The organism is Parvibaculum sp. MBR-TMA-1.3b-4.2 (genome assembly GCF_053628815.1).
In genome coordinates, this window is record NZ_JBRJHC010000001.1 from 934514 (window position 1) to 956381 (window position 21868).

Below are 21868 nucleotides of genomic sequence, written 5' to 3' on the forward strand. Positions count from 1 at the left end.
AGCAAACGCATGCGGTTCGGTTTTCTCTCGGCTCTTGCCCTGTCGCTTCCCCTTCTCGCTGCCTGCGCCGGTCCGGCCCCGCCACTGGGCGACTCGGTCCATGTCGTCGACCGGCAGAAAACGGCTGTCGCCACGATCAAGGGATACTCGACCCCCAAGTCCTTTCTCGGTGCGCAAGAATGGACGGTGATCGACGCCATCGATGGAAAATACGCCTTCTATCTCTCGGACATCCGGAACGGCATTCCTCTGGCACCCGGCCCTCACGCCATCGTCGTCGCATACCACTCCGGCGGGAGCCGCTTTCTGGTCGCCTTCCGCCTGGAAGCAAGAGCGAACGAGTCCTATGTCGCCAAATGGCGGGAAGTGGATGGCGGCCTGCTCGGCCTGGAGGGAAGCACCGTTGTCTCCATCGAGAACGCAAAGACCGGCGAGAAGGTAACGCCCGAAAATAGAATTCATGGGATCGAGCCCGGCCAGCAATATGTGGAACCCTCCGGACCGCCGGAAACGCTCGCGACGATTTCGGCAACCCGGCAAACATCGCTGTTTGAAACGAGCGGCGCCGCCTTCCTGCAATCCGTGGACGGCAAAACCGTCGAGAAGAAGCCCGGTTTTCTCGGCATTTCAAGCGAATATGACTATACGGCGAGCTTCAAACTTTCTCCCGGTCTTCACGCGCTCGGAATCGGGATCGTCGCTTTTGAAGGCAGCGGGCATTGGGTTCTCCCCGTCATGTTCGATGTCAGGCCCGGCGCGCACTACACGTTGAGATTCGAAAAGGACAGCCAACGAGCCGACACAACGGGCGAGAAATGGAAAGCCGTCACGGTCTGGATGACCGACGAGACCCGCAATGGCGAGATCGTTCTTCCCAAGACGTCCATTCCCGTCATGCGAGATTATTTCTGACGGCTCCGCGCCGCGCCCGTCGTGAATTATTCGTTTTACCTTCAAGCCCCCGCCGTTATCCTCTGTTGAGGGCTGACTTCATGTCGCGTGATAGGGGGATCTTGTGCGTCTACGTCATATTCTTGCGCTACCGCTCATGCTGCTTGTAGCCGCGTGCGGGCCGAAACTCAGTGAATTACCCGAAGCCAGTGTTCAGATTTACGCACCGGATACCAAGGATGTTCCCAAAGACACCCTCGCTCATATCTTCCGTACGGATGGCGAAAAAGAGAATGCACTCTGGGGATCGTCGATAGCCACTTACATCCCGGTCATTGACGGCAAGCATATGCCGGTTATTTCCGCCAACACCGCGGTTCCCCTCCGTCCCGGCCCGCACGCAATAGTGGTGGGGTACAGCAGCCCGACCAGTAACGATCTTGTCCCGCTCCGTCTCGACGCTGAACCTGGCAAGAATTACCTTGTTCTCCAGCAGCATGCCCATTACGGGCTGGAGAACCTGCTTCCCGGAAAAGACTACGCACCATACGTCTGCATCGTTGACCGCGAGACCGGCGAAATCGTTTCTCCCAAAACGCCCGGCACATATGGTGCGGCGGAAGACTTCTACGACGAGCCGTCAACCGGCCCGACAGCCTCTATCCGCGGGACATATCGCCGCGACGGGATTGCCCGCGTTTCCGCCTACGTCCTGACGATCGATGGCAAATATGTTCGCGGCGAGGAAGCGACCCTCTTCGATCCCCAGCGTCCGGACTATGCTTCGTCCCACCGGCTTACGCCCGGTATCCATGCAATCGGCATCGGAACCATCTTCGCCAACATGGAAGGTGCCTACGCGTTTCTCCTGGATGCGAAGCCCGGGCAGTCCGTCGTCGTTCGGATAAAAGACACCATGCACTTTGCGCGTCTCGGTCAGGACAAATGGTGGGTCGTCACCGTATGGGCGGAAGACGAAAAAACCGGACAGCACATCATTCCCGAAACCGATCTCCTGATGCAGAAACTGCCCTTCTAGCAGCTCTCCTGCCGATCCGGGAACATCGCGGCCAACTCCGCGAGTTCTTCCCGTGTTATGCTCCCTTGCGCGTTGTTGACCATACCCGCCGCCGCGCTCAGTTCCGGCAGGGTCATGCGCCAGAAGGTTTCCGGCGGCAGGCGTAGAAGGCCCATGCCGATCGTCATGGCGTTTTCCCAGGGAAAACGCGAAGAGGGGAAGCTGGTCACGCCGTCCCTACTGCAGCAGCGCGCTCATCGCTTCGGCGGATTTTGTAAAGGCCGCGTTCAGGCCTTCAACTGCCATATCCGGCTGCGACATCAGCGCGGGGAGGCCGTCGAAGCGATATTTCGGGTCGGACGCTATTGCAATATCATCTTTCGGGTGGCTTCGCTCGAGGGCAGCATATCGCACCCTCTCCTGCATCAGCACGCTGGCGTTCGCCGCATCGACCATGCGAATTTCCGTCATCAGAAGCGGCTCATAGGGCGCGCCACCGGTCACGCGGTCGAAATATCCATAGTCAAGCACGACCAGATCGAGATACGCGTCAGCGTCCGGCACCACCGGATAGGCCTTCATGAACGTCCCGTCGCTCTCGCGAATGACCGGCACATCGATAACCTTGTAACCCCGGCCTACGAGTGCGCGCTTTACCTTCTCCAGCAGCAACGCCCGCGCGTCGAACCGTTTGGCGGCGAGAATGTTCCCGAGTTCTCTCTCGCAGTCGATTTCCACCTCCGCATCGGTCATCGCGTCGCTGAGCCGGGTACTCCGGACAAGCGTTTCGTCAGGATGGCTGAGAGGAACTGTAAAATAGCCAAGATGAATTGTCGGCCCGGGCGGCACGGCGGGCGTCAAAACGCCGATCGTCGTCACCCTGCCCGCCCCTGCCTTGTCATAGGGCATGACCGGTTTGTCGGCGCAATCTGCAAGCAGTGTCAGCGCAGCCGTCAATGCCACGGCGCAAATAAAGATACGCATACGGATTATTCTCCCGGGCCGTTGATCTCTTGGTCTTCGATCACACCAGGAAACATCTCTATAAACTCTAGACACACAGAAAGGGAGCGCAACATGTATTCACTCCATTATCCATCTGATCACCCAAATAATTGACCCAATATGGGACGACTACTTACTATCCGGGAATCTGCTCATCATCTCCTCAAGTTCCCGCCGTCCCATATTGATCCGTTTCGGAACCAATAAGGCATTTGCCGCGGCACTCAGCTCCGGCAGGGTCATGCGCCAGAAGGTTTCGGGCGGCAGGCACAGAAGCCCCATGCCAATCGTCATGGCGTTTGCCCAGGGAAAGCGCGAAGAGGGGAAGCGGGTCACGCCGCCGGGCCGCCGAAAGTCGCGCTCAGCAGATCGGCCACGATGGCGATGAAGCCCGTGGCGCCGCCTTCAGCCTGCATGGCGGCAACTTCCTCGTCGCGTATGTCGTAGCCCGCGCCGCGCAGGCCCGCGCCGATCACGCGCATTGCATCGCGCGCGCCGATCTGGCCGGTTTCGAAGCGCGTCGCCAGTGCCAGCATGTCCTCGCCGCCAAAGGCCGCTTCCAGTTCCGCCAGCGCGCCCAGCGTCAGCACCAGCGTGTAGCGCTCGCCCGACAGCGTGGCCTCGATTTCACCTCTATGCCTGTTCGCCATGGTCACGCCCCCGCAAAGCTCAGCTCGCCCGCGCTTTCAAGCGTCAGGTCGAAGCTGACTTCACCGTCGTGATCGCCTGCATATTCGAGCGCGGAAATCTGGAACGGGCCGCTCACCATGCCGAAATCCGGCACCACCACCTGCCAGTCGCGGATCGCGCCCTCGAAGAAGACGGCGCGCACCGCTTCGTCCGACGCCTGGTCGCGAAAGATCCCCTTGCCGCTCACACCCGCCGAGCGCACGCCCGCCCCTTCCAGCAGCTCGCGCCAGCGCCCGGCGCTTTCCGAATGCGTCACATCCACCGTGCGCGCATTGAAGGAGATCGCGCGGGCGCGCAGGCCCGCCACCGTCACGAATGTACCTGTGCCGCTCGCATCGAGTTTGAGCAGCAGGTCTTTTCCCTTCTGGGCCGTCATGGGGTTCTCCATACACAAATAGGCTGTCATCCCGGCCTTGTGCCGGGATCCAGGGGCAACAGGCTCCGTGCAAGCGGCCCTGGGCCCCGGGACAAGCCCGGGGTGACACGTTTTCGATTAGGTTTTCTCCACCAGCGCGCGGAACCTCAGCTCCTGCCGCCAGGTGATGCCGTCGCGTTGCCGGGCGATATGGCCGTCCCGAAAGCGCAGGCTCACAAGCGTGTGGTCCGTCAGCGCCAGGTCCGCCTCATGCAGAGCCGCCTTCACCGCGCCGGCGATTTCCTTTGCCTCCCGACGGCCATGCGCGCGCGAATAGACGATGAGCGTCAGCGTAACGTCCGTGCCGATGCTGTCGCCGCTGCTCCAGTCGCGGCTGCGGGCCTCCCCCGATGCGAGATAGGGAAACGGGGCCTGCGCCGGCACATCGTCATAGATGCGCCCGTCCAGCAGCGCGGCGAGCGGCCCGTCGGCCATGAGCCGCGATTGGATCGCCTGCTGCAGCGCCAGTTCCGCGTCCATGCTCATATGCCCGCCTCGCTGCCGGTCGTTTCGATGCAATCCAGCGCGAGCCAGCGCCGTTCGCCATCGGGGTCGATCACGCTTTGAATGTCGAGCAGGCGGTCCCGCCAGCGAATACGCATCGCGCTCGTCACATCCTCGCGATAGCGCATCACCACGCGACAGGGCGCGCGCGTTTCGGTGCGCCCGTCATGGGCGTGCTCGCACCCCTTGAAGGAAATCACTTCCGCATGCATCGTCGCGACGTCGGACCAGCTCACACCGGCGCCGCCGAACCCGTCCGGCGCGCGGTCCATCCGCTCGATCGTCACGCGCTCGCGCAGCTTGCCGACCCGGTTCGATTTTCCTGCCGTCACAGGCGCGGCCTCCTGTAGGGCGCGACCAGGTGCTGCACGCCCAGCGGCAGCAGCACCGCCGCCCCGCCTTCCATGCCGCCCGCCATACGGTTTTCGTACCAATGTGCCGTCAGCATGAGGACGGCCTGTTTCAGCGGTTGCGGCACGGCGGCGGCCTCGCCATAGCCCGCCGTGAAGGAAACGCCGATCCCTCCCACCGCGTCATCGGGTGCGGGCAGCGCGGCATTCCGTTTCAGGGCGATACGCGGCGGGTCGTGGCGCAGGCCGAGGTCGTAAAGCGCGGCATCGAGCGCCGTGCCGTCCACCGCCAGCTCTTCCACGCTCACCACCGGCGCGAGCGGCAGATCTATCCGGCGCGTCTCCGGCCAGGCATCCAGCGTCAATTGCCAGCCTTGCGAAACAAAGGCGCGGCGCGTTTCGGCTTCCAGCATGGTGCGCGCAGCGGTGACGAGCCCGGCAATGAGCGCATCGTCGCCCGTGCCGTCCACGCGCAAATGCGCCCGCGCCTCGTCCATCGTCACCGGCTCTTCCGCCGGGCCGTCGATGAGTGTCAGGGTCATGGTAAAATTCCAAAGGATAGCGTCATGGCCCGGCTTGTCCGGGCCATCCACGTCTTCCTTCCTCGTTGCAAAGACGTGGATGCCCCGCATAAAGCGGGGCATGACGTATGTGTTTGTGTGGGGGCCTTTAGACCGGCTTCACATCCGCACCGCCGAGCAGCGCCAGCGCGGCGACGGGCGTGCCTTCGTCATGCGTGCCTTCGGGCACCACACGGATACGGCTGTAGCGCAAGGATCCCACATAGCCGATGCGATATTCGCTCTGTTCCTTGCTCGCGGCATCGATGCTGGCAAAGACGCCGCCTGCATCGACGCTGCCCAGAATGTCGCCGCCCTCGCTCACCGCCTCCCAGCTGCTGCCATCTTCGGAGACTTCCAGCACGAGGTCGAGACGGTCGGTCTCGCTCAAGCTGTCGCCGCTCGCGCCGATGGCGACGATATGTTCGACGCCGTGAAAGCCCTGAATGTCCACCGGCGCGCCCGCGCGCGCTTCCGTCGTCACGGCGGGGTCGAGCGTCTGCACGCTCGCCAGATTGTGATGCATGTCCATGCCCGTCTCCCTTATGCGCTGAATTTCATCAGCTTGATCGCCTCGAAGTTCTGCACGCCGCCGCCCACGCGCTTCGTCGTGTAGAAGAGCACGTAAGGCTTGGCGCTATAGGGATCGCGCAGCACGCGCACGCCCAGCCGATCCACGATGAGATAGCCGCGCTTGAAATCGCCAAAGGCGATGGCGGTCGCGTCGGCCGCGACGTCCGGCATGTCCTCGGCTTCCGTCACCGGATAGTTCAGCAGCGTGGGCGGCGCGCCGGCGGCAAGCGAAGGCTGCCAGAGATAATTGCCGTCCATATCCTTGAACTTGCGGATGACGCTTTGCGTCGCGCGGTTCATCACGAAGCGGCCATTGGCGCGATAGCCCGCCTTCACCGCATAGATGAGGTCGATCAGCTTGTCCGCCGGGTTGGACGCCGGGAAGGCGCCCGCATTGCCGGTCGAGACCGTGCCAAGCTTGCCCCATTCCCAGACGGCATCGTCCACCGTGTCATAGGACATCAGGCCGCGCGGCTTCTTCACGCCGTCGCCGGTGACGAAGGCCTTGCCTTCCTGCTCGGCGAAGGCGGTCTGCACTTCCTCCGCCAGCCACTGGTCGATATTCACCGCCGCATCGTCGAGCAGCGTGGAGGTCGCCGCCGGCATGGCGTAAAGCTCCATCGCCGGGAATTCGAGTTCGGCAAGCTGCGGCGCGGCGCTTTGCGGCCTTGCATCCGTTTCGCCGACCCAGCCGGTCTGCGGGCCGCCCGTGGTGAAGGGCTTCTTGTAGCTCGCCGAGCCGATCTGCCGCACGCCGGCAATGGCGCGAATGGGCGAGGCTTCCGACACGATGCGCTCGATCATGCGTTCCGTTTCGGCGGGCACCAGATATCCACCGTCGGGATCGGACTGCGCGGAGAGCGCCTTTCCTTCCAGCGCACGCAACTCGCCGGTTTCGCCCTGGCGCACATAGGCATGGAAGGCCTGTTTGTGTTCGCGCCGCGCAGGATCGAGTGTCACGCCCTCGCCGCCCATTTCCGGCCGCGACAGCGAGAGCGCCAGCTCGTCCACCATCTTCTTCTGCCGGTCGAGCGCGCGGTCGATGCGGTCCACCTTGTCGTCGGTCAGCGGGTCGGCGGACATCTTCCGCTCGATCTCGCCCAGGCGTTCGTCATTGGCCTGCTTGAAGTCCTCGAAGGCGGAGAGAAAATCGTCCATCGCCTCGCGCACTTCATGGCCGGATGCGCTTTTTGTTTCGAGGACGCGCGCGTCCTCCTTCAGCGATGCGCCGATGCGCGGCACGCCGTTCTCCATGGCACTCATGTGCAGTATCCTTTTGTCGGAGTTTACAGAGAGGGGCTATCGCGCCCCGAAAATGCGCGCGGCCCGGCGGATCGTCCGCGCCAGTTCCACGTCGCCCGCCTTCACCGCGCTCACCCGTGCATCGGGCAGCATGGGAAAGGTCACGATGGAAATTTCCCAGAGATCGACATCCATCAGGCGGCGCACGCCGGTCACGCGGTCCTTCACCGCCTTCACCGCGTGATAGCCGATGGACAGCCCGTCGATGGCGCCCGCCCGCAGCAGCGACAGCACCTCTCGGGCGCGGCCAACGTCGGAGAGCAGCTGTCCCTTCACATGGAGCCCACGCACATCTTCGGTCAGCGCTGTCCAGACGCCGATCACTTCATTGGGGTCGTGCTGGTAGAGCATCTTCACCCCTTGCGCCCCGCGCCGCCGCAGCGAGCGGGCAAAGGCGCCGGGCATCACCACGTCATGGCCCATATCCTCGGTATGAAACAGGCTCGCATAGCCCTCGAAGCTGCCGTCGGCCCGCACCGACTTCGCCTCGAACATCGCCTCCGCCCGCTCGCAGGCGAGGATCGCCCGCTTGTCGCTCAAATCCCTCACCGCGCTCCGCCTCCTCGAATATCGGGCAACAAAAAAGGCGCCCGGAGAGGGCGCCTTTGGTTTCCTTATTTCTGCTGTCACCCCGGGCTTGTCCCGGGGCCCAGGGGCCGCTGGCACTGAGTCCGTTGCCCCTGGATCCCGGCACGAGGCCGGGATGACAATGACGTGTTTAACGCCCCACAACCCTGTCCAGCTTCGCCTCGATCCGCGCCAGCGAGGCGCGCATGGCTTTGCCCTGCTCTTCCAGCCTTGCCGTGCGCTCCACCATTTCGTCGGTGCGGGCTGAGCGCGCCTCCAGCGTCATCAGCCGTTCCGACGCCGCGCCCGCCCAGACGAGCGCGCCGCCCGTCTGCAGCGCGATCGCCAGGATCAGCGCAATCGGCACCCGCTTGTCGAGATGCCACCCATATTCCACGCTCTCGACCGACATTTCCCTTCACCGCCTTTTGGCGCGCCTCGCATTTTCCGAAATGCGCGTGTTTCATGTATGCTGCCCGCTAGACTGGCCACAAACCGCAGCAAAGAGACCTGAGCCCAGATGAATACCGACCAATGGATGATCCTCGTCATGGGGATCGTACTCGCGCTTGCCCCGATGATCCTCGCGACCATGGAGCGCAAGATCCGCGACAAGGGCGAAACGACCGTCCCCAACGTCATCACCATCAAGGGCTATTCGCTGTCGCCCTTCTCGCTGTTTTCAGGCTTCATCGCGCTTGTGCTGCTCTGGCTCTCCGGCATGATGAACCCGAGCCTCGGTTTCGTCTTCATCGTCTTCGGCGTCGTCGCCGCCATCGTGACGGTCCAGCAGGTCCGGGCGACGAAGAAGGGCTGACCCCTTTACGTCAAAGGGGCCCATACCCCACCGCCTCGCGCTTCTCGTCATCGGTGAGGAAATCCGCCGCGCCGACGCGGTTCCACAGCGCCTCGCGTTCGGTGGAGAGCGCGGCCACGCCGTCCGCGTCGTACCAGAGCCGCAGATTGCCTTCATATCTCGGCGCCAGCCAGTGGCTCATCATGCGCGCCGTGCGGCCCACCAGCGGCAGCACGGTCTGGCGCCAGAAGCTGCGATTGGCCTCAGCGTAATTCGAATAGGTATTGTCGCCGGGAATGCCCATCAGCATGGGCGGCACGCCCAGCGCCAGCGCGATGTCGCGGGCGGCGGCGCGCTTGGCTTCCACGAAATCCATTTCCTTCGGCGTGAGGCCCATGCTCGTCCAGTCGAGCCCGCCTTCGAGCAGCAGCGGACGGCCCGCATTGGCCGCGCCCTGGTAATTCTCGGCCAGCTCCCGCTTCAGCCTGTCGAACTGGTCGTCGGAGAGGTTCCGCGCGCCCTCCGCGCCCTTATAGACAAGCGCGCCGGAGGGCCGCGCCGCATTGTCCAGCAGCGCCTTGTTCCACGCGCCCGCCGCATTGTGAATATCCACCGCATAGGCCGCCGCTTCCAGCGGGCTCAAGCCATAGTGATCGTCCAGCGGGTTGAAGAGCCGCATATGCATCACCGGCGCGGCGCCGTTCGCCTCCGCCCGGATCGTCACTTTCCGTCCGTTGACGGAATACTCCCACGCCTCCGGCCAGCCCTGCCGCCCGGGGATCACCTTCATCCGGTCGGGCCGCAGCGCATAGAGTTCGCGCGGATGTCCGTCCAGCTCCACGCATTCCATATAGGCATTGCCGCTGACCTGCAGAAAGCCGTACCAGGCCTCCATCAGATCCGCCCCTGCCTCGCGCGGGTTCGGGCGTTCCATGAGGTCGAGAAGCGGATGCGCCGTCACTTCCGTCGCGCCGTCGTAAAGCAGCCAGGGCACGCTCGCGGCGGCTTCCGCGATCATCCGCACCGCGCGATAGGCGATGGCATTGCGCTTGAAACCCTCTTCGGCCAGCGCCGCATAGTCGCGCGGCGTCCAGACCGGGCGGCCCAGCGTCTCCACCGAGATCACGCCCGCGGTGCGGCTTGCCTTTTCTTCCCGGGCGGGCAGGCGCAGTGCGTCCCTCACCCTCACCCATCGCGTGGTGGTCATGATGTTCTCCAATCTAGAAAAGCTGTCACCCCGGGCTTGTCCCGGGGCCCAGGGCCGCAAGCTCAGGCGTTTGTTGCTCTGGATCCCGGCACAAGGCCGGGATGACAATGTACGGGAGCAGGTGTCACACCGCCCGCATGCGCGGTCTGCCCGCCTCGCCCGTCAGCATCAGCTCCGTCAGCGCCCAGACGAGCGCATCCATCCGGTCGGGGCTTTTCCTGCTTTCGCCCGGCACGTAGTCGCACATCTGGTCTTCGAGCTTTGCGAAATGCCCGACATGATGCACCCGGCCCTGCTCGTAAAGCGCGGCCACCGGCTCGGCGCGGGTGAACTTGCCGCGCGAGGCGCGCACCAGCTTTACCGGCGCCTCCGGCATCACCTGCCTGATCACCGTACTGACCAAATCCCCGCCCTGATTTGCCTCCGCCACGATCCGGTCCGCGCCATGATCGCGATAGGCTTTCGCCGTCCGGTTCGCCCAGGCCAGCGGCGAGACGCTCGGCAGGCTGCGGTCGTCCAGCACAATCCCATGCCCGCGCGCATCGCAGCCTGCGACCACGATGCCGCATTCATCGGAGCCCGGGCCGCTCGTCACCGGCGGGTCCACCGCCACCACGATGCGCGCCAGCTCCGGCAGCGCAGCCACCCGCGTTTCTTCCAGCAGCGCGCGGTTCCACAGCGCATGCGGATTGTCCTCGATCAATTCCGCGTCGAGTTCCTGCCGCCCCAGCCGCGTGCCTTCATAACGCCCAATCACCGAGCGGAAAAAGGCATCGGCGAGGTTTGCGCGGTTCGCATAGGTCGAAGCCTTCGTTACCGCCGTCGTCGTATCTTTCAGCAGCCGCTTGACGAGTGGCACCGGCCTCGGCGTCGTCGTCACCACCTGCCGGGGCCGCTCGCCCAGCCGCAGGCCGAATTGCAGCATGTCCCATGCGGCTTCCGCATAGCGCCATTTCGCCAGCTCGTCGGCCCAGGCCGCGTCGAATTGGGGCCCGCGCAGGCTTTCCGGCTCCGTCGCGGAGAAGAGTTGCGCCACCGCGCCATTGGGCCAAATGAGGCGTTTGCGCGAGGCTTCGTATTTCGGCCTTGCCGTCGCGCCCGACACGGCCATCAGGCCGGACGGCCCGTCCACCATCACCTCGCGCGCGTCCGCATAGGTCTCGCCGATCAGCGCGATGCGGCCTGCGCGTTTCGTCTCCACCTGCGCCCGCACCCATTCCGCGCCCGCGCGCGTTTTGCCCGCGCCGCGCCCGCCCAGCACCAGCCATGTCGTCCAGTCGCTGTCGGGCGGCAACTGGTCGGCGCGCGCCCAGAAGAGCCAGTGCTCAGCCAGAAACGCCGCTTCCTTCGCCGTCAGGCTTTTCAGGAACGCCGCCCGCGCCGTCTCCGGCAGCGAGGCGAGCGAGGCGGCGTTCAAGCTCGGCCCTGAGTGCGTCGCCGCTCTTCTCTGCTCCATCCGCCGGCTTCGCCTTCTTTGTCGCGTTCTGGATTTCGGTCAGCTTGTCGAGCGAGCGCACCAGCACGGTCAGGCGCTTTGCCGCGCGTTCGCGGTCGGCGGGCGCGCCTTCCTGCTCATATTCCTTTTCGATATCGCTGATTTCCCGGTCGATGAGCCGTCGCAGCCGTGTCAGCAGATTGGCCTGCTTCAGCCGTCCCGCCACCGCGTGTTCGCCGGACGCCAATTTCTTCGCGCGGCTTCGTCCGCTTCTCAGCGGCCAGCCTTCGCGCGCCGCCCTTGCCGTCAGCGCCTGAGCGGACATGCCCAGCGATGAGGCTATTTCCATCACCGACATCTCCGGATCGGCATAGGCGCGCTCCACCGCCGCCCAGTCGACGCTGTCCGCATCCTGTTCGTTCGTCTCGTTCACGGATTTCCCGATATACAGAAGAAGGTAGGAAGGAGCGGCCCGCTTGCCAATTGGGGATATCTTGCAATTATCTACACCCTGTCATCCCGGGCTTGTCCCGGAATCCAGAGCGATAAAGTCTGTCATTTGCCGCCCCTGGGCTCCGGCACAAGGCCGGGGTGATGGCAAATTCGAATTCACCCCCTCTCCCCCGCCCATCGAATTGGAGAACGCGAAAACATGGTCCGCTGCCTCATGCTCGATGTCGACGGCGTCGTGGTCACCGGCCGCCCGGAAGACGGGCGGTCATGGGCCACCGATATCGAACGCGATCTCGGCATCGCGCCGGATGCGCTTCATGCGCATTTCTTCGCGCCGCATTGGGGCGATATCGTCATCGGCCGGAAACCGCTTCTCGACGCGCTCGCCGAGAGCCTGCCCGCGCTGTCGTCGTCCGTTACCGCGCAGGACTTCATCGACTACTGGTTCGAGAAGGATGCGCGCCTCGACAAAGCCGTGCTTGCCGCCTGCGACGAGCTGCGCGGGCGCGGCATCAATGTGTTTCTCGCCACCAATCAGGAACATATGCGCGCGGCCTACCTGATGGACCGCCTCGCGCTCCGCGATCATGTGGACGGGATCATCTATTCCGCTGGGATCGCCGCGCGAAAGCCGGACCGCGCCTTTTTCGACGCCGCCGAAAAGATCAGCGGCGCCGCGCCGCATGACATTCTTCTGGTAGACGACACCAGGGCTAATATCGACGCCGCGCTCGATGCGGGCTGGACCGCCGTGCACTGGGCGGAAGAGTCGGAGCTTCTCCCCCTTCTCGAAAGTGAATAATCAGTCTTTCGGCTCTACCGGCGAGCCGTCCGTTCGGGCGAACCGGCGGCCCGTTTCATCATGATGCAAGACGAGATCATGGTCGGGATAATGCACGGCGCCCGATCTCGCGCGCGTCCCAACGACCAGGATCGTCGCATCTTCCGCAGATCTGTTTTCAAGGCAATGCGCCACCGGCGCCCCGGCACGCCATCCTGCCGCCTCTCCGGTCCGCAGAAGCGTTTCGGTGTCTTCGACAAGCATGATTTCGCCGGAAAGAACGAAAACGAACTCGTCCTCTGTCTCGTGCCAGTGCCGGTAGGATGAGCGCGAGCCCGGCGGGAGACGTTCCAGGCGAACGCCGAACTGGTCGAGCCCCGCCGCATCGCCAAGGGAGACCTCCGCATAGGGACCATTCCCCTCGCCGAACAGCGCATTCGCGCCGCCACTTCCTTCCGTCCATGCGGGTATCTCGATTTTTGGCATTTTCCCTCGACAAATCCGGCGCCCGCCCCGCGGGGCACCCGAGACACTTCTGGATATGGACGAAAGATAGGAAACGAGCGTCCCGCTGCCAATTGGGGATATCTCGTAAAAGTGAACTGTCATTGCGAGGAGCGGAGCGACGAAGCAATCCATGCTGTGCGTGCCGCCTCTGGATTGCGTCGCTTACGCTCGCAATGACGATCTGAGCTTTGGCGTCAGTCGTCCGCCTCGTCGCCCAGCTCGTCCTCGTCATCGAAGGGCCAGCTTGCTTCGTGGTCCTCGATATCGCCCTTCATGTCGGACTCATAGGTAAACCGTCCCTGTACGGACATCCCCGCCTCGATCACCGTATGGTATTCGCCGGAGCGCAGCGGGTGCCACCAGGCAAGGCCCCGGCCCTCCTTCAGCCGCCGATAGGCGCAGGAAGGCGGCATCCAGTCGATATCCTCGATATTGTCCGGCGTCAGCGGAATGCAGTCCGGCACGCGCTTGTTGCGGTTCGGATAGTCCGTACAACGGCAGGTGCCCGCCTCCAGCAGGTCGCAGCCGACATCGGTATAGATGAGCTCGTCGGTCTCCTCGTCCTCGAGTTTGACGAGACAGCATTTGGCGCAGCCGTCGCATAGCTGCTCCCATTCCTGCTTCGTCATTTCATCGAGGCGCTTCACGCGCCAGAAGGGTTCGTCACTCATGGCCGCCTCTTGCCCCTTTGCGTGAACGGGGTCAAGTGTGCAGTGCAATACGCCGCGCGATCTGTGCCGCCGGGGTCACATTAGTGCCCCATTCATGCCCCGTTCAGCCCTTTTCCGGCCTTATCCCCTGCACAAACATGGTGATTATGAACGGCATCGGTATTCTCCGCCCCCTATTGGTCGCCATGAGGGGGCGGGACATCAGCGGGGCAATGGCGCTTTGAGCGACAAGTGGGACGATCCGGAATATCCGCCCAACGCGGAACGGCTTGAGCCTGCGTCGGAAAACGATCCGGCGGGGGATGGCCCACGCCGCGATTCCAGCCCGCGCCGCGACCTGAAGACGCAGCTCCTCGCGCCCTTCGTCGCACTGATCGCCTGGGTCCGCGCGATCAAGGTTCCGCAGGGCCGCGAATGGATCGCGCCCATCGCCTCCTTCGCCTTCACCTTCTTTTTCATTCTGGCCGTGCTTCTGGTCTTCGACACGCTGCCCAAGATCGACGGCCGGCTCGCCGCCGGTCCGCATTCGCCGGGCCTTGCCGTCACCGTCCTCGACACGAACGGCAAGGAGATCGGCTCGCGCGGCGGGCGCGCCGCCAAGGATGTGCCGCTTGCCGAGTTACCCCCCTATCTGGTGAACGCCTTCCTCGCCACCGAGGATCGCCGCTTTTACGAGCATGGCGCGGTCGAGATACGCTCGATCCTGCGCGCCGCCCTTGCCAATTTCAGCGCGGGCGGTTTCGTGCAGGGCGGCTCCACCATTACCCAGCAACTTGCCAAAAATCTCTATCTCGACAATCGCCGCACCCTGTGGCGCAAGGCGCAGGAAGCGCTGATCGCCATCTGGCTGGAAAGCCGCCTCGGCAAGGACCGGATTCTGGAACTCTACCTCAACCGGATTTACATGGGCGGCGGCGCTTATGGCGTGGAGGCGGCGGCGCAATATTATTTCGGCAAGTCCGCGCGCGAGGTCACGCTGGCCGAGGCCGCCGTGCTGGCCGGTCTGCCAAAGGCGCCCAGCCGGTTCGCGCCCAGCACCAATCTGGCGGCGGCCCGCAAGCGCGCCGGCCATGTGCTCAACGCCATGGTGGCGAACGGCAACATCACCGAGGCCGAAGCCGAGGAAGCGCGCAAAAATCCTGCCCGGATGGCGGTTCGCACCGCGCCGGACAGCGAGAATTATTTCCTCGACTGGGTCTATGACCGGGTGGCCCAGCTCCTGCCGGACCGCCAGGGCCGCCTCATCGTCCGCACCACGCTCGACCGAAAGAAGCAGGCCGCCGCCGCGTCCGCCATTGCCGGGGCGCTCAAGGCCAATGGCGAAAAGCTCAATATCTCGCAAGGGGCGATGATCGCGCTTTCGCCGGACGGCTCCATCCTCGCCATGGTGGGCGGCAAGTCCTATGGCGACAGCCAGTTCAACCGCGCCGTGCAGGCCCACCGCCAGCCCGGCTCCGCCTTCAAGCCCTTCGTCTATCTCGCCGCGCTGGAAGACGGCATGAAGCCTTGGTCCGGTTTCTACGACAAGCGCCTCGACTATAATGGCTGGACGCCGCAAAACGCGGGCGGCAAAAGCTGGGGCCAGGTCACCATGACGACCGCGCTCGCCCATTCCATCAACCGCGTCGCGGTGCAGGTGGGCGACAAGGTCGGCGTGGAGCGGGTGCGCGAAACGGCGAAGGAACTGGGCATCCGCTCGCCCATTCCGCACAATCTGTCGATCGCGCTCGGTTCGTCCGGTGTGTCTTTGATGGAACTCACCGGCGCCTATGCCGCCTTCCCCGCCGAGGGCCGCCTCATCACCCCTTATGCGATCCGTCAGATCACGGCGAGCAATGGCTCGATCCTCTATACCCATGCGAACGGCACGGAGCGCGCAACGAGCAAGCGGTCGGCGCGCTACATGAACGCCATGCTGCGCCGGGTCATGACCTCGGGCACGGGCAAGGCCGCGCGCCTGTCCGGCCGGCTCGCCGCCGGCAAGACCGGCACCTCACAGGATTACCGCGATGCCTGGTTCGTCGGCTATACCGGCAACGAGATCGCGGGCGTCTGGTTCGGAAATGACGACAATACGCCGATGAAGCGCGTCTATGGCGGCACGGTCGCAGCGCGGGCCTGGAAGAGCTATATGCAGGCTTCGCTCAAGGGCACCCCGCCCGCCCCCATCCCCGGCGTCAGCAATACCGACTGGGATAACCCCGACGATCAGCGCCGGCAGCAGCCGGAAGACGTCCTCACCGGCTTCTTCGCGGGCCTCGCCAACATCTTCTCCAACACCCCCCGCCAGGACCCCGACCGCCGCTGGGGCAACAACTTCCGCCGCGGCGGCGAGATGGTCGGCTCGGGGTATTGAGCCCAAAACACCGTGTCATCCCGGCGAAAGCCGGGATCCATTGGCGAAGAGACCAATAGGAGAGGCGAGTAGGTCCCGGCAACAAGTGCCGGGACGACACTGGTGATTTGTTTTCTGCCCAACCCCAAACACATGCTGTCATCCCGGGATTTATTCCCGGGATCCACTAGCATCGCAATTTGTCGATAGGCGGATTGGGTCCCGGCTTTCGCCGGGATGACGCTGAAGATGCAGCGCGCCCATTGCCACCTCCCTCGCGATACGTCACAAAGGCGCCCGCAACGTCCATTCACGGGTAACGTCTTGGCTCCGCCTCTTCTCGCGCTTCGCGACATCAAGGTCGATTTCGCCGATCAGATGCTGATCGACGGTGCGGGCTTTTCGCTCGCACCGGGGGACCGGCTGTGCCTGATCGGGCGGAACGGGGCGGGCAAGTCCACGCTGCTGCGCATCGCGGCGGGGCTCGTCGAAGCGGATGGCGGCGAGCGTTTCGTGCAGCCGGGCACCAAGATCGCCTATCTGAGGCAGGTGCCGGATTTCTCGGGCGCGGAGACCGTGCTCGATTATGCGACCGCAGGCGGCGCGGAGCCTCATCAGGCAGAAGCCATTCTCGGCGATCTCGGGCTCGATCCCGCCGCCTCCACCGCCTCGCTTTCCGGCGGCGAGGGGCGCAAGGCGGCGCTTGCCCGCGTGCTGGCGGACGAGCCCGACGTGCTGCTGCTCGACGAGCCGACCAACCATCTCGATCTCCCGAGCATCGAATGGCTCGAAAAGCGCCTCACCCAGTTTCGCGGCGCCTTCATCCTCATCAGCCATGACCGCGCCTTCCTGAAGCGCCTCACGGCGGGCTGCCTCTGGCTCGACCGGGGCACGATCCGCCGCCTCGACAAGGGCTTTGCGCAATTCGACGAGTGGTCGGAACAGATCCTCGCCGAGGAGGAAGTCACCGCCCGCAAGCTCGACAAGCTGATCGAACAGGAAACGCATTGGTCGCGCGAGGGCATTTCCGCGCGGCGCAAGCGCAATCAGGGGCGTCTGCGCCGGTTGAACGACATGCGCAGCCAGCGCGCCCAGCGCGTGCGCCAGACGGGCCGCGCCGAGATGGGCCTCGAAACCGGGCAGGCCTCCGGCACGCTGGTCGTCGAGGCCAAAAACGTCTCGAAAAGCTGGCCGCTTCCCGATGGCGGCTCGCGCATGGTCGTGCGGGATTTCTCCACGCGCATTCTGCGCGGCGACAAGGTGGGGCTCATCGGCCCCAATGGCGCGGGCAAGACGACGCTTCTGAAAATCCTCACCGGTCAGCTTGAGCCGGATGAAGGAACCATCCGTATGGGCACGAATTTGACGCCCGTCTATGTGGACCAGAGCCGCGCCTCTCTCGACCCGGAAGCGACGCTGTGGGACACGCTGTGCGAAGGCGGCGGTGACCAGGTGATGGTGCGCGGCCAGCCGCGCCATGTCGTTTCCTATCTGCGCGACTTCCTCTTCCGCGAGCAACAGGCGCGCCAGCCGGTGAAGGCGCTGTCGGGCGGCGAGCAATGCCGATTGCTGCTTGCCCGCGCGCTGGCCAAGCCGTCGAACCTTCTCATCCTCGACGAACCGACCAACGATCTCGACATGGATACGCTCGACCTGTTGCAGGAACTGCTCGCCGATTATGACGGCACGCTGCTGCTCGTCAGCCATGACCGCGACTTCCTCGACCGGGTCGTCACCTCCGTCATCGGCTTCGAGGGCGACGGGGTGCTTCGCGAATATCCGGGCGGCTATTCCGACTTCATCCGCCAGCGCAAGGATGAAGCGTCCGGCTCGTCCAATGCCGCCCCTGCCCGGCGCGAGACGCGGCCTGCCGACGCCCGGGGGGACGCCAAGCCCAAACAGCAGACCAAACTCTCCTACAAGGACGGTCTGGCGCTCGAGCAGCTTCAAAAGCGGATGCCGGAAATCGAGACCGAAATCGCCAGCCTCGAAAAACGGCTGGCCGATCCGGATCTCTACGCGAAAAACCCGCAGAAATTCGCCAAAACAACCGAACAGCTCGATGCCCTGCGGGCCGAGCTGGCGCAGGCGGAAGAGCGCTGGCTGGAACTGGAAATGAAGCGCGAAGAGCTTTCGGGCAGCTGAAAGCGCTCAGGGTTAACCAATCCTGAAATTGTGCTTTGACTGCGTTCCATAATGACGCTCTCATACCGTCGAACGAAGCGCAGCCCGAGCGAGACGGGGTGCATAGGTTGCGCTTTGCGTTGGGTAATATGCAGTCGGGAATTCGGGACCCGATGGCGGGGGAACTCCATATGGCGAAATGGCCATTCTGGATCGGCACGACGCTGCTTGCCGTCGCGGGCCTGCAGCTTGCCATGATTTTCGTTCTGCCCGGCCTGCCGCTCGGTGCCTCTTCGGAGAGCGCGCGAGCGTCCAATGGCGATGCCCCGGCCGGGGGAACGCCCGCCGCGCCGAACATGTACGCGGACCCGCAAGCCGACCTGCCGCTCTACACCGCCTGCGTCCGCGAGACGCCGACACCCCCGATGCAATTTGCCGTCGGCACACCGCATACCGCGCCCGGCGACCGGCATGGCGAGACGCGCCGCATCGATATTCTCTTCGTCTTTTCCGGCAATGCCCGCTCCGCCAACGCCCCGGCGGGCGGCGGTGAAATCGTGATGCAGGCGCCCGCGCAATTCGGCGTCGTCATGATGCGCCGTGTCGTCGCACATGGCCGCGAGGCAGGCATGGATGGCGACGCGCGGCAAAGCGCGGACTGCACGCCTTTCTGACGTGCAGGGCAGTCGGCATCCGGCCTTGTCCGGTCGATGCGCGCGGCTGGTTCTCCCCCGCCGCCGCTGCTAGTCTCTTTCCTCACTTTTCCGTCGTCATTGCGAGCGAAGCGAACAATCCAGATACGACGGGCTCGGCATGGATTGCTTCGTCGGCTCACGCCTCCTCGCAATGACGCGACATTGGGCATACGGCCATTTGGCCAACGGCATTGGGGGATCCATCCATATGAACCGCAGTCTCATGCTCGGCGGCGGCGCCGTTCTCGCCGTTATCGCGATCGCGCTTATGCTCGTCCTGGATACGTCAAGCCGCCCCGCGAATGACGACGACCTCGTTCATGTGAGTTTCGCCACCGACTGGAAAGCAGAAGCCGAGCATGGCGGCTTCTATCAGGCGCTGGCCAAGGGCTATTACCGCGATGCGGGCCTCGACGTGTCGATCAAGCAGGGCGGCCCGGCGGTGAACGTGCCCCAGCTTCTCGCCACCGGCTCGGTCGATTTCGGCATCGGGTCCAACGCCTTCATCCCGCTCAACATGGCAGTGGTGAATGCGGGCGCGAAAGCCGTCATGGCGACCTTCCAGAAGGACCCGCAGGTCCTCATCACGCATCCGCGCGACGACGTGAAAAGCCTCGCGGATATGAAGGGCAAGCCCATCATGGTGTCGGACGCCACGGTGAGCGCCTTCTGGCAGTGGCTGAAGGCGAAATATGATTTCACCGACGACCAGATCCGCAAATACACCTTCAATGTCGCGCCCTTCCTGGCCGACAAGGACGCCATCCAGCAGGGCTATCTCTCGTCCGAGCCCTACACGATCGAAAAGCAGGGCGGCGTGAAACCGCAGGTCTTCCTGCTCGCCGATGCGGGCTATCCGGGCTATGCCTCCTTCATCATGGCGCCGAACAAGCTCATCGCCGAACGGCCCGAAATCGTTCAGGCCTTTGTCGATGCGAGCATTCGCGGCTGGGTCGACTATCTTTACGGCGATCCCGCGCCCGGCGATGCGCTCATCAAAAAGGACAATCCGGATGCGACGGACGATCTGCTGGCGCATTCCCGCGCGGTGCTGAAGCAATACGGCATCGTCGATTCCGGCGACGCCGAAACGCTTGGCATCGGCGCGATGACGGATGCGCGCTGGCGCGAGTTCTACACCGCCATGCGCGATGCGGGCGTCTACCCCGCCGACCTCGATCTCGACAAGGCCTACACCCTCGCCTTCGTGAACAAGCGCGTCGGGCTTGAGATGAAGAAGAAGCTCGAGGGGAAGTGAGCCTTTCGCCGTGATTAAACACCTTCCGTCACCCCGGGCTTGTCCCGGCAATCCAGCGCAAGAAATGAAAGCCCCGATCGCTCCACCATTCCCATCCGCACCGTAACGCACTAGCTTTTCCGGCATGAACGCCTCCTCCCCCCTCATTTCGCTCGATCATGTCGGCAAGACCTACGCCTCGGGTACCACCGCGCTGGACGGGGTGAGCGCGGATATTGCGCAAGGCGCTTTCGTTTCGCTGGTCGGCCCCTCGGGCTGCGGCAAGTCCACGCTCTTGCGCATTCTCGCCGGGCTCATCTCGGCGGATCGGGGCAGTGTCGCCTGGCCCGCCACGGGCACGCGCCCGAGGGAACTCGGCTTCGTCTTTCAGGAAGCGACGCTGATGCCCTGGGCCAGCGTCTTCGACAATGTACGGCTGCCGCTGAAGCTGAAGAGCCAATCGAGCGAACAGGCGCGCGAGCGTGTCATCTCGACGCTTTCCCGCGTCGGGCTTGCCGATTTCGCCGATGCTTTCCCTCGCGAGCTTTCCGGCGGCATGCGGATGCGCGTCTCCATCGCCCGCGCGCTGGTGACGGAGCCGCCCGTGCTGCTGATGGACGAGCCCTTCGCCGCGCTCGACGAGTTCACGCGCGAGACGCTGGACGACGACCTCATCGCGCTGTGGCACGCGCAAGCATGGACGGTCCTTTTCGTCACCCATTCCATCTATGAGGCGGTCTATCTCTCCGAGCGCGTGCTGGTCATGGGCGCGCGGCCGGGCCGCATCGTCGCCGATGTCGCCATCGAGGCGCCTGCCGAACGCGGACGCGCCTTTCGCGAATCCCATCTCTATATCGACCAATGCGCGGCCATCTCCGCCAAGCTCCGGGAGGCGTCATGATGACCGACAGCCGGTTCCAGACGCGCTTCTGGCGCATCGCCCTGCCGCTTCTCGTCGGCGTCGCCGTGCTGCTTGTCTGGCAGGGCGCGGTCACGGCCTTCGACGTGCCCTCCTTCGTCCTGCCCGCGCCCACGCTGATCGCGGAAAGCCTCGTCGCCAATTTCGGATCGCTGATGGGTTCGCTCGTCGTGACGTTGCGCGTCACCGTCGCCGCTTTCCTGCTCGCGTCCGTCGGCGGCGTGGCGCTTGCCATCCTCTTCGTGCAGAACCGCGCGGTGGAAACGGCGCTCTTTCCCTATGCGATCATTCTTCAGGTGACGCCGGTCGTCGCCATCGCGCCGCTCATTCTCATCTGGGTCGGCTTCGATCAGGTGGAGCTGGCGCTTTTGATCCTCGCCTGGATCGTCGCCTTCTTTCCGGTCCTGTCGAATACGGTTCTGGGCCTGCGCTCGGTCGATCACAATCTGACCGACCTCTTCCGGCTTTACGGCGCCTCACGGCTGCAGACGCTGATCGAGCTCCAGCTTCCCGCCGCGCTTCCCTACATTCTGGCGGGCATGAAGATTTCCGGCGGCCTCGCCCTCATCGGCGCGGTGGTGGCGGAGTTCGTGGCCGGGTCCGGCGCCTCCACTGGCCTTGCCTGGCGGATCGTGGAAGCGGGCAACCGGCTCGACATCCCCAAAATGTTCGCTGCCCTCTTCCTGCTCTCCCTTCTCGGGATTGCGATCTTTTTCCTGCTGTCGCTTGTGGAATATCTGCTTCTCCGCCGCTGGCATGAAAGCGTGATCCGGCGGGAGGGGTGAGGGCCAGGGTTTCCAGTCCCGTCATGCCCCGCTTTATGCGGGGCATCC

The 21868-nt window shown here is 64.2% G+C and carries 27 protein-coding genes; 10 read left to right on the forward strand and 17 right to left on the reverse strand.

The annotated features are described in order from the left end of the window. Positions 1-9 precede the first annotated feature (9 nt). Both ACSSVQ_RS04595 and ACSSVQ_RS04600 read left to right on the forward strand, forming a co-directional pair. Positions 10-912 carry a hypothetical protein gene (locus ACSSVQ_RS04595; protein WP_454181030.1) on the forward strand — a complete coding sequence of 301 codons (903 nt, stop codon included), beginning with the start codon at positions 10-12 and terminating at the stop codon, positions 910-912. Between the two features lie 136 nt (positions 913-1048). After that, complete coding sequence (locus ACSSVQ_RS04600) at positions 1049-1930, forward strand: hypothetical protein (RefSeq protein ID WP_454181032.1); 882 nt, start codon at positions 1049-1051, stop codon at positions 1928-1930. On the opposite strand, the gene ACSSVQ_RS04605 is transcribed toward ACSSVQ_RS04600, so the two are convergent. The 12 genes from ACSSVQ_RS04605 to ACSSVQ_RS04660 form a co-directional block, all read right to left on the reverse strand. Next, positions 1927-2139, reverse strand: coding sequence for a rcc01693 family protein (locus ACSSVQ_RS04605; protein WP_454181034.1), 213 nt, complete (start codon positions 2137-2139; stop codon positions 1927-1929). The genes ACSSVQ_RS04600 and ACSSVQ_RS04605 overlap by 4 nt on opposite strands. 7 nt (positions 2140-2146) lie before the next feature. Beyond that, positions 2147-2893 carry a hypothetical protein gene (locus ACSSVQ_RS04610; protein WP_454181036.1) on the reverse strand — a complete coding sequence of 249 codons (747 nt, stop codon included), beginning with the start codon at positions 2891-2893 and terminating at the stop codon, positions 2147-2149. Between the two features lie 150 nt (positions 2894-3043). Continuing rightward, positions 3044-3250: a rcc01693 family protein gene (locus ACSSVQ_RS04615; RefSeq protein ID WP_293328267.1), complete on the reverse strand. Its 207-nt coding sequence runs from the start codon at positions 3248-3250 to the stop codon at positions 3044-3046. Continuing rightward, complete coding sequence (locus ACSSVQ_RS04620) at positions 3247-3564, reverse strand: gene transfer agent family protein (protein WP_454181038.1); 318 nt, start codon at positions 3562-3564, stop codon at positions 3247-3249. The genes ACSSVQ_RS04615 and ACSSVQ_RS04620 overlap by 4 nt, the downstream gene beginning before the upstream one ends. A gap of 2 nt (positions 3565-3566) precedes the next feature. Further along, on the reverse strand, positions 3567-3980 hold the full coding sequence (locus ACSSVQ_RS04625; RefSeq protein WP_293328265.1) for a phage major tail protein, TP901-1 family: 414 nt from the start codon (positions 3978-3980) through the stop codon (positions 3567-3569). Between the two features lie 117 nt (positions 3981-4097). After that, positions 4098-4505, reverse strand: a complete 408-nt coding sequence (locus ACSSVQ_RS04630) for a DUF3168 domain-containing protein (RefSeq protein ID WP_454181040.1) — start codon at positions 4503-4505, stop codon at positions 4098-4100. Then, positions 4502-4855, reverse strand: a complete 354-nt coding sequence (locus tag ACSSVQ_RS04635) for a phage head closure protein (RefSeq protein WP_454181042.1) — start codon at positions 4853-4855, stop codon at positions 4502-4504. The genes ACSSVQ_RS04630 and ACSSVQ_RS04635 overlap by 4 nt, the downstream gene beginning before the upstream one ends. Further along, positions 4852-5415, reverse strand: coding sequence for a head-tail connector protein (locus ACSSVQ_RS04640; RefSeq protein WP_454181044.1), 564 nt, complete (start codon positions 5413-5415; stop codon positions 4852-4854). Before ACSSVQ_RS04640 ends, ACSSVQ_RS04635 begins: the two co-directional genes overlap by 4 nt. Before the next feature lie 127 nt (positions 5416-5542). Continuing rightward, positions 5543-5965 carry a hypothetical protein gene (locus tag ACSSVQ_RS04645; RefSeq protein WP_454181045.1) on the reverse strand — a complete coding sequence of 141 codons (423 nt, stop codon included), beginning with the start codon at positions 5963-5965 and terminating at the stop codon, positions 5543-5545. Positions 5966-5976: 11 nt separating this feature from the next. Further along, a complete protein-coding gene (locus ACSSVQ_RS04650; RefSeq protein WP_454184646.1) occupies positions 5977-7260 on the reverse strand; it encodes a phage major capsid protein in 1284 nt (427 codons plus the stop codon). A gap of 45 nt (positions 7261-7305) precedes the next feature. Next, positions 7306-7803 (reverse strand): HK97 family phage prohead protease, encoded by a 498-nt coding sequence (locus tag ACSSVQ_RS04655; RefSeq protein ID WP_454184647.1) that lies wholly within the window; start codon positions 7801-7803, stop codon positions 7306-7308. A 223-nt stretch (positions 7804-8026) separates the two neighbouring features. Then, positions 8027-8287, reverse strand: a complete 261-nt coding sequence (locus ACSSVQ_RS04660; RefSeq protein ID WP_454181047.1) for a hypothetical protein — start codon at positions 8285-8287, stop codon at positions 8027-8029. A gap of 108 nt (positions 8288-8395) precedes the next feature. Here ACSSVQ_RS04660 and ACSSVQ_RS04665 point away from each other — a divergent pair, with 108 nt between their 5' ends. Next, positions 8396-8692, forward strand: a complete 297-nt coding sequence (locus ACSSVQ_RS04665; protein ID WP_293328693.1) for a hypothetical protein — start codon at positions 8396-8398, stop codon at positions 8690-8692. A gap of 10 nt (positions 8693-8702) precedes the next feature. Here ACSSVQ_RS04665 and ACSSVQ_RS04670 read toward each other — a convergent pair whose 3' ends face one another. The 3 genes from ACSSVQ_RS04670 to ACSSVQ_RS04680 form a co-directional block, all read right to left on the reverse strand. After that, positions 8703-9878, reverse strand: a complete 1176-nt coding sequence (locus tag ACSSVQ_RS04670; RefSeq protein ID WP_454181049.1) for a phage portal protein — start codon at positions 9876-9878, stop codon at positions 8703-8705. Positions 9879-10002: 124 nt separating this feature from the next. Next, complete coding sequence (locus tag ACSSVQ_RS04675; RefSeq protein WP_454184648.1) at positions 10003-11271, reverse strand: DNA-packaging protein; 1269 nt, start codon at positions 11269-11271, stop codon at positions 10003-10005. Further along, positions 11204-11746 carry a hypothetical protein gene (locus ACSSVQ_RS04680; RefSeq protein WP_454181050.1) on the reverse strand — a complete coding sequence of 181 codons (543 nt, stop codon included), beginning with the start codon at positions 11744-11746 and terminating at the stop codon, positions 11204-11206. The genes ACSSVQ_RS04675 and ACSSVQ_RS04680 overlap by 68 nt, the downstream gene beginning before the upstream one ends. A gap of 219 nt (positions 11747-11965) precedes the next feature. Between ACSSVQ_RS04680 and ACSSVQ_RS04685 the strand changes: the two genes are divergently transcribed. Beyond that, entirely contained in the window at positions 11966-12568 is a 603-nt protein-coding gene (locus ACSSVQ_RS04685; protein WP_454181052.1) for an HAD family hydrolase, read from the forward strand. Here the strand turns inward: ACSSVQ_RS04685 and ACSSVQ_RS04690 are convergent, their stop codons facing one another. Both ACSSVQ_RS04690 and ACSSVQ_RS04695 read right to left on the reverse strand, forming a co-directional pair. Then, the gene (locus ACSSVQ_RS04690; protein ID WP_454181054.1) at positions 12569-13033 is read right to left on the reverse strand and encodes a cupin domain-containing protein; all 465 of its coding nucleotides are present in this window, start codon (positions 13031-13033) and stop codon (positions 12569-12571) included. 215 nt (positions 13034-13248) lie between these two features. Continuing rightward, complete coding sequence (locus ACSSVQ_RS04695; protein WP_454181056.1) at positions 13249-13725, reverse strand: YcgN family cysteine cluster protein; 477 nt, start codon at positions 13723-13725, stop codon at positions 13249-13251. 220 nt (positions 13726-13945) lie between these two features. On the opposite strand from ACSSVQ_RS04695, the gene ACSSVQ_RS04700 reads away from it, so the two are divergent. From ACSSVQ_RS04700 to ACSSVQ_RS04725, 6 genes are all read left to right on the forward strand, one after another. After that, the gene (locus ACSSVQ_RS04700) at positions 13946-16081 is read left to right on the forward strand and encodes a transglycosylase domain-containing protein (RefSeq protein WP_454181058.1); all 2136 of its coding nucleotides are present in this window, start codon (positions 13946-13948) and stop codon (positions 16079-16081) included. Between the two features lie 303 nt (positions 16082-16384). Beyond that, positions 16385-18205, forward strand: a complete 1821-nt coding sequence (locus tag ACSSVQ_RS04705) for an ATP-binding cassette domain-containing protein (protein ID WP_454181060.1) — start codon at positions 16385-16387, stop codon at positions 18203-18205. A 170-nt stretch (positions 18206-18375) separates the two neighbouring features. Beyond that, positions 18376-18858 carry a hypothetical protein gene (locus ACSSVQ_RS04710; protein ID WP_454181062.1) on the forward strand — a complete coding sequence of 161 codons (483 nt, stop codon included), beginning with the start codon at positions 18376-18378 and terminating at the stop codon, positions 18856-18858. A gap of 229 nt (positions 18859-19087) precedes the next feature. Further along, the gene (locus tag ACSSVQ_RS04715; RefSeq protein WP_454181064.1) at positions 19088-20137 is read left to right on the forward strand and encodes an ABC transporter substrate-binding protein; all 1050 of its coding nucleotides are present in this window, start codon (positions 19088-19090) and stop codon (positions 20135-20137) included. A 124-nt stretch (positions 20138-20261) separates the two neighbouring features. Next, on the forward strand, positions 20262-21017 hold the full coding sequence (locus tag ACSSVQ_RS04720) for an ABC transporter ATP-binding protein (RefSeq protein ID WP_454181065.1): 756 nt from the start codon (positions 20262-20264) through the stop codon (positions 21015-21017). Then, a complete protein-coding gene (locus tag ACSSVQ_RS04725; RefSeq protein WP_454181067.1) occupies positions 21014-21820 on the forward strand; it encodes an ABC transporter permease in 807 nt (268 codons plus the stop codon). Before ACSSVQ_RS04720 ends, ACSSVQ_RS04725 begins: the two co-directional genes overlap by 4 nt. The last annotated feature ends 48 nt before the right edge of the window (positions 21821-21868 follow it).

Bases quoted from the DNA above. Each gene is read 5' to 3' on its own strand.
- ACSSVQ_RS04710 (WP_454181062.1), top strand. From the start codon at position 18,376: ATGGCGAAATGGCCATTCTGGATCGGCACGACGCTGCTTGCCGTCGCG.
- ACSSVQ_RS04640 (WP_454181044.1), bottom strand. From the start codon at position 5,415: ATGACCCTGACACTCATCGACGGCCCGGCGGAAGAGCCGGTGACGATG.
- ACSSVQ_RS04600 (WP_454181032.1), top strand. From the start codon at position 1,049: ATGCTGCTTGTAGCCGCGTGCGGGCCGAAACTCAGTGAATTACCCGAA.
- ACSSVQ_RS04685 (WP_454181052.1), top strand. From the start codon at position 11,966: ATGGTCCGCTGCCTCATGCTCGATGTCGACGGCGTCGTGGTCACCGGC.
- ACSSVQ_RS04645 (WP_454181045.1), bottom strand. From the start codon at position 5,965: ATGGACATGCATCACAATCTGGCGAGCGTGCAGACGCTCGACCCCGCC.
- ACSSVQ_RS04655 (WP_454184647.1), bottom strand. From the start codon at position 7,803: ATGTTCGAGGCGAAGTCGGTGCGGGCCGACGGCAGCTTCGAGGGCTAT.
- ACSSVQ_RS04660 (WP_454181047.1), bottom strand. From the start codon at position 8,287: ATGTCGGTCGAGAGCGTGGAATATGGGTGGCATCTCGACAAGCGGGTG.
- ACSSVQ_RS04625 (WP_293328265.1), bottom strand. From the start codon at position 3,980: ATGACGGCCCAGAAGGGAAAAGACCTGCTGCTCAAACTCGATGCGAGC.
- ACSSVQ_RS04630 (WP_454181040.1), bottom strand. From the start codon at position 4,505: ATGAGCATGGACGCGGAACTGGCGCTGCAGCAGGCGATCCAATCGCGG.
- ACSSVQ_RS04620 (WP_454181038.1), bottom strand. From the start codon at position 3,564: ATGGCGAACAGGCATAGAGGTGAAATCGAGGCCACGCTGTCGGGCGAG.
- ACSSVQ_RS04715 (WP_454181064.1), top strand. From the start codon at position 19,088: ATGAACCGCAGTCTCATGCTCGGCGGCGGCGCCGTTCTCGCCGTTATC.
- ACSSVQ_RS04650 (WP_454184646.1), bottom strand. From the start codon at position 7,260: ATGGAGAACGGCGTGCCGCGCATCGGCGCATCGCTGAAGGAGGACGCG.
- ACSSVQ_RS04720 (WP_454181065.1), top strand. From the start codon at position 20,262: ATGAACGCCTCCTCCCCCCTCATTTCGCTCGATCATGTCGGCAAGACC.
- ACSSVQ_RS04610 (WP_454181036.1), bottom strand. From the start codon at position 2,893: ATGCGTATCTTTATTTGCGCCGTGGCATTGACGGCTGCGCTGACACTG.
- ACSSVQ_RS04725 (WP_454181067.1), top strand. From the start codon at position 21,014: ATGATGACCGACAGCCGGTTCCAGACGCGCTTCTGGCGCATCGCCCTG.
- ACSSVQ_RS04595 (WP_454181030.1), top strand. From the start codon at position 10: ATGCGGTTCGGTTTTCTCTCGGCTCTTGCCCTGTCGCTTCCCCTTCTC.
- ACSSVQ_RS04695 (WP_454181056.1), bottom strand. From the start codon at position 13,725: ATGAGTGACGAACCCTTCTGGCGCGTGAAGCGCCTCGATGAAATGACG.
- ACSSVQ_RS04690 (WP_454181054.1), bottom strand. From the start codon at position 13,033: ATGCCAAAAATCGAGATACCCGCATGGACGGAAGGAAGTGGCGGCGCG.
- ACSSVQ_RS04670 (WP_454181049.1), bottom strand. From the start codon at position 9,878: ATGACCACCACGCGATGGGTGAGGGTGAGGGACGCACTGCGCCTGCCC.
- ACSSVQ_RS04665 (WP_293328693.1), top strand. From the start codon at position 8,396: ATGAATACCGACCAATGGATGATCCTCGTCATGGGGATCGTACTCGCG.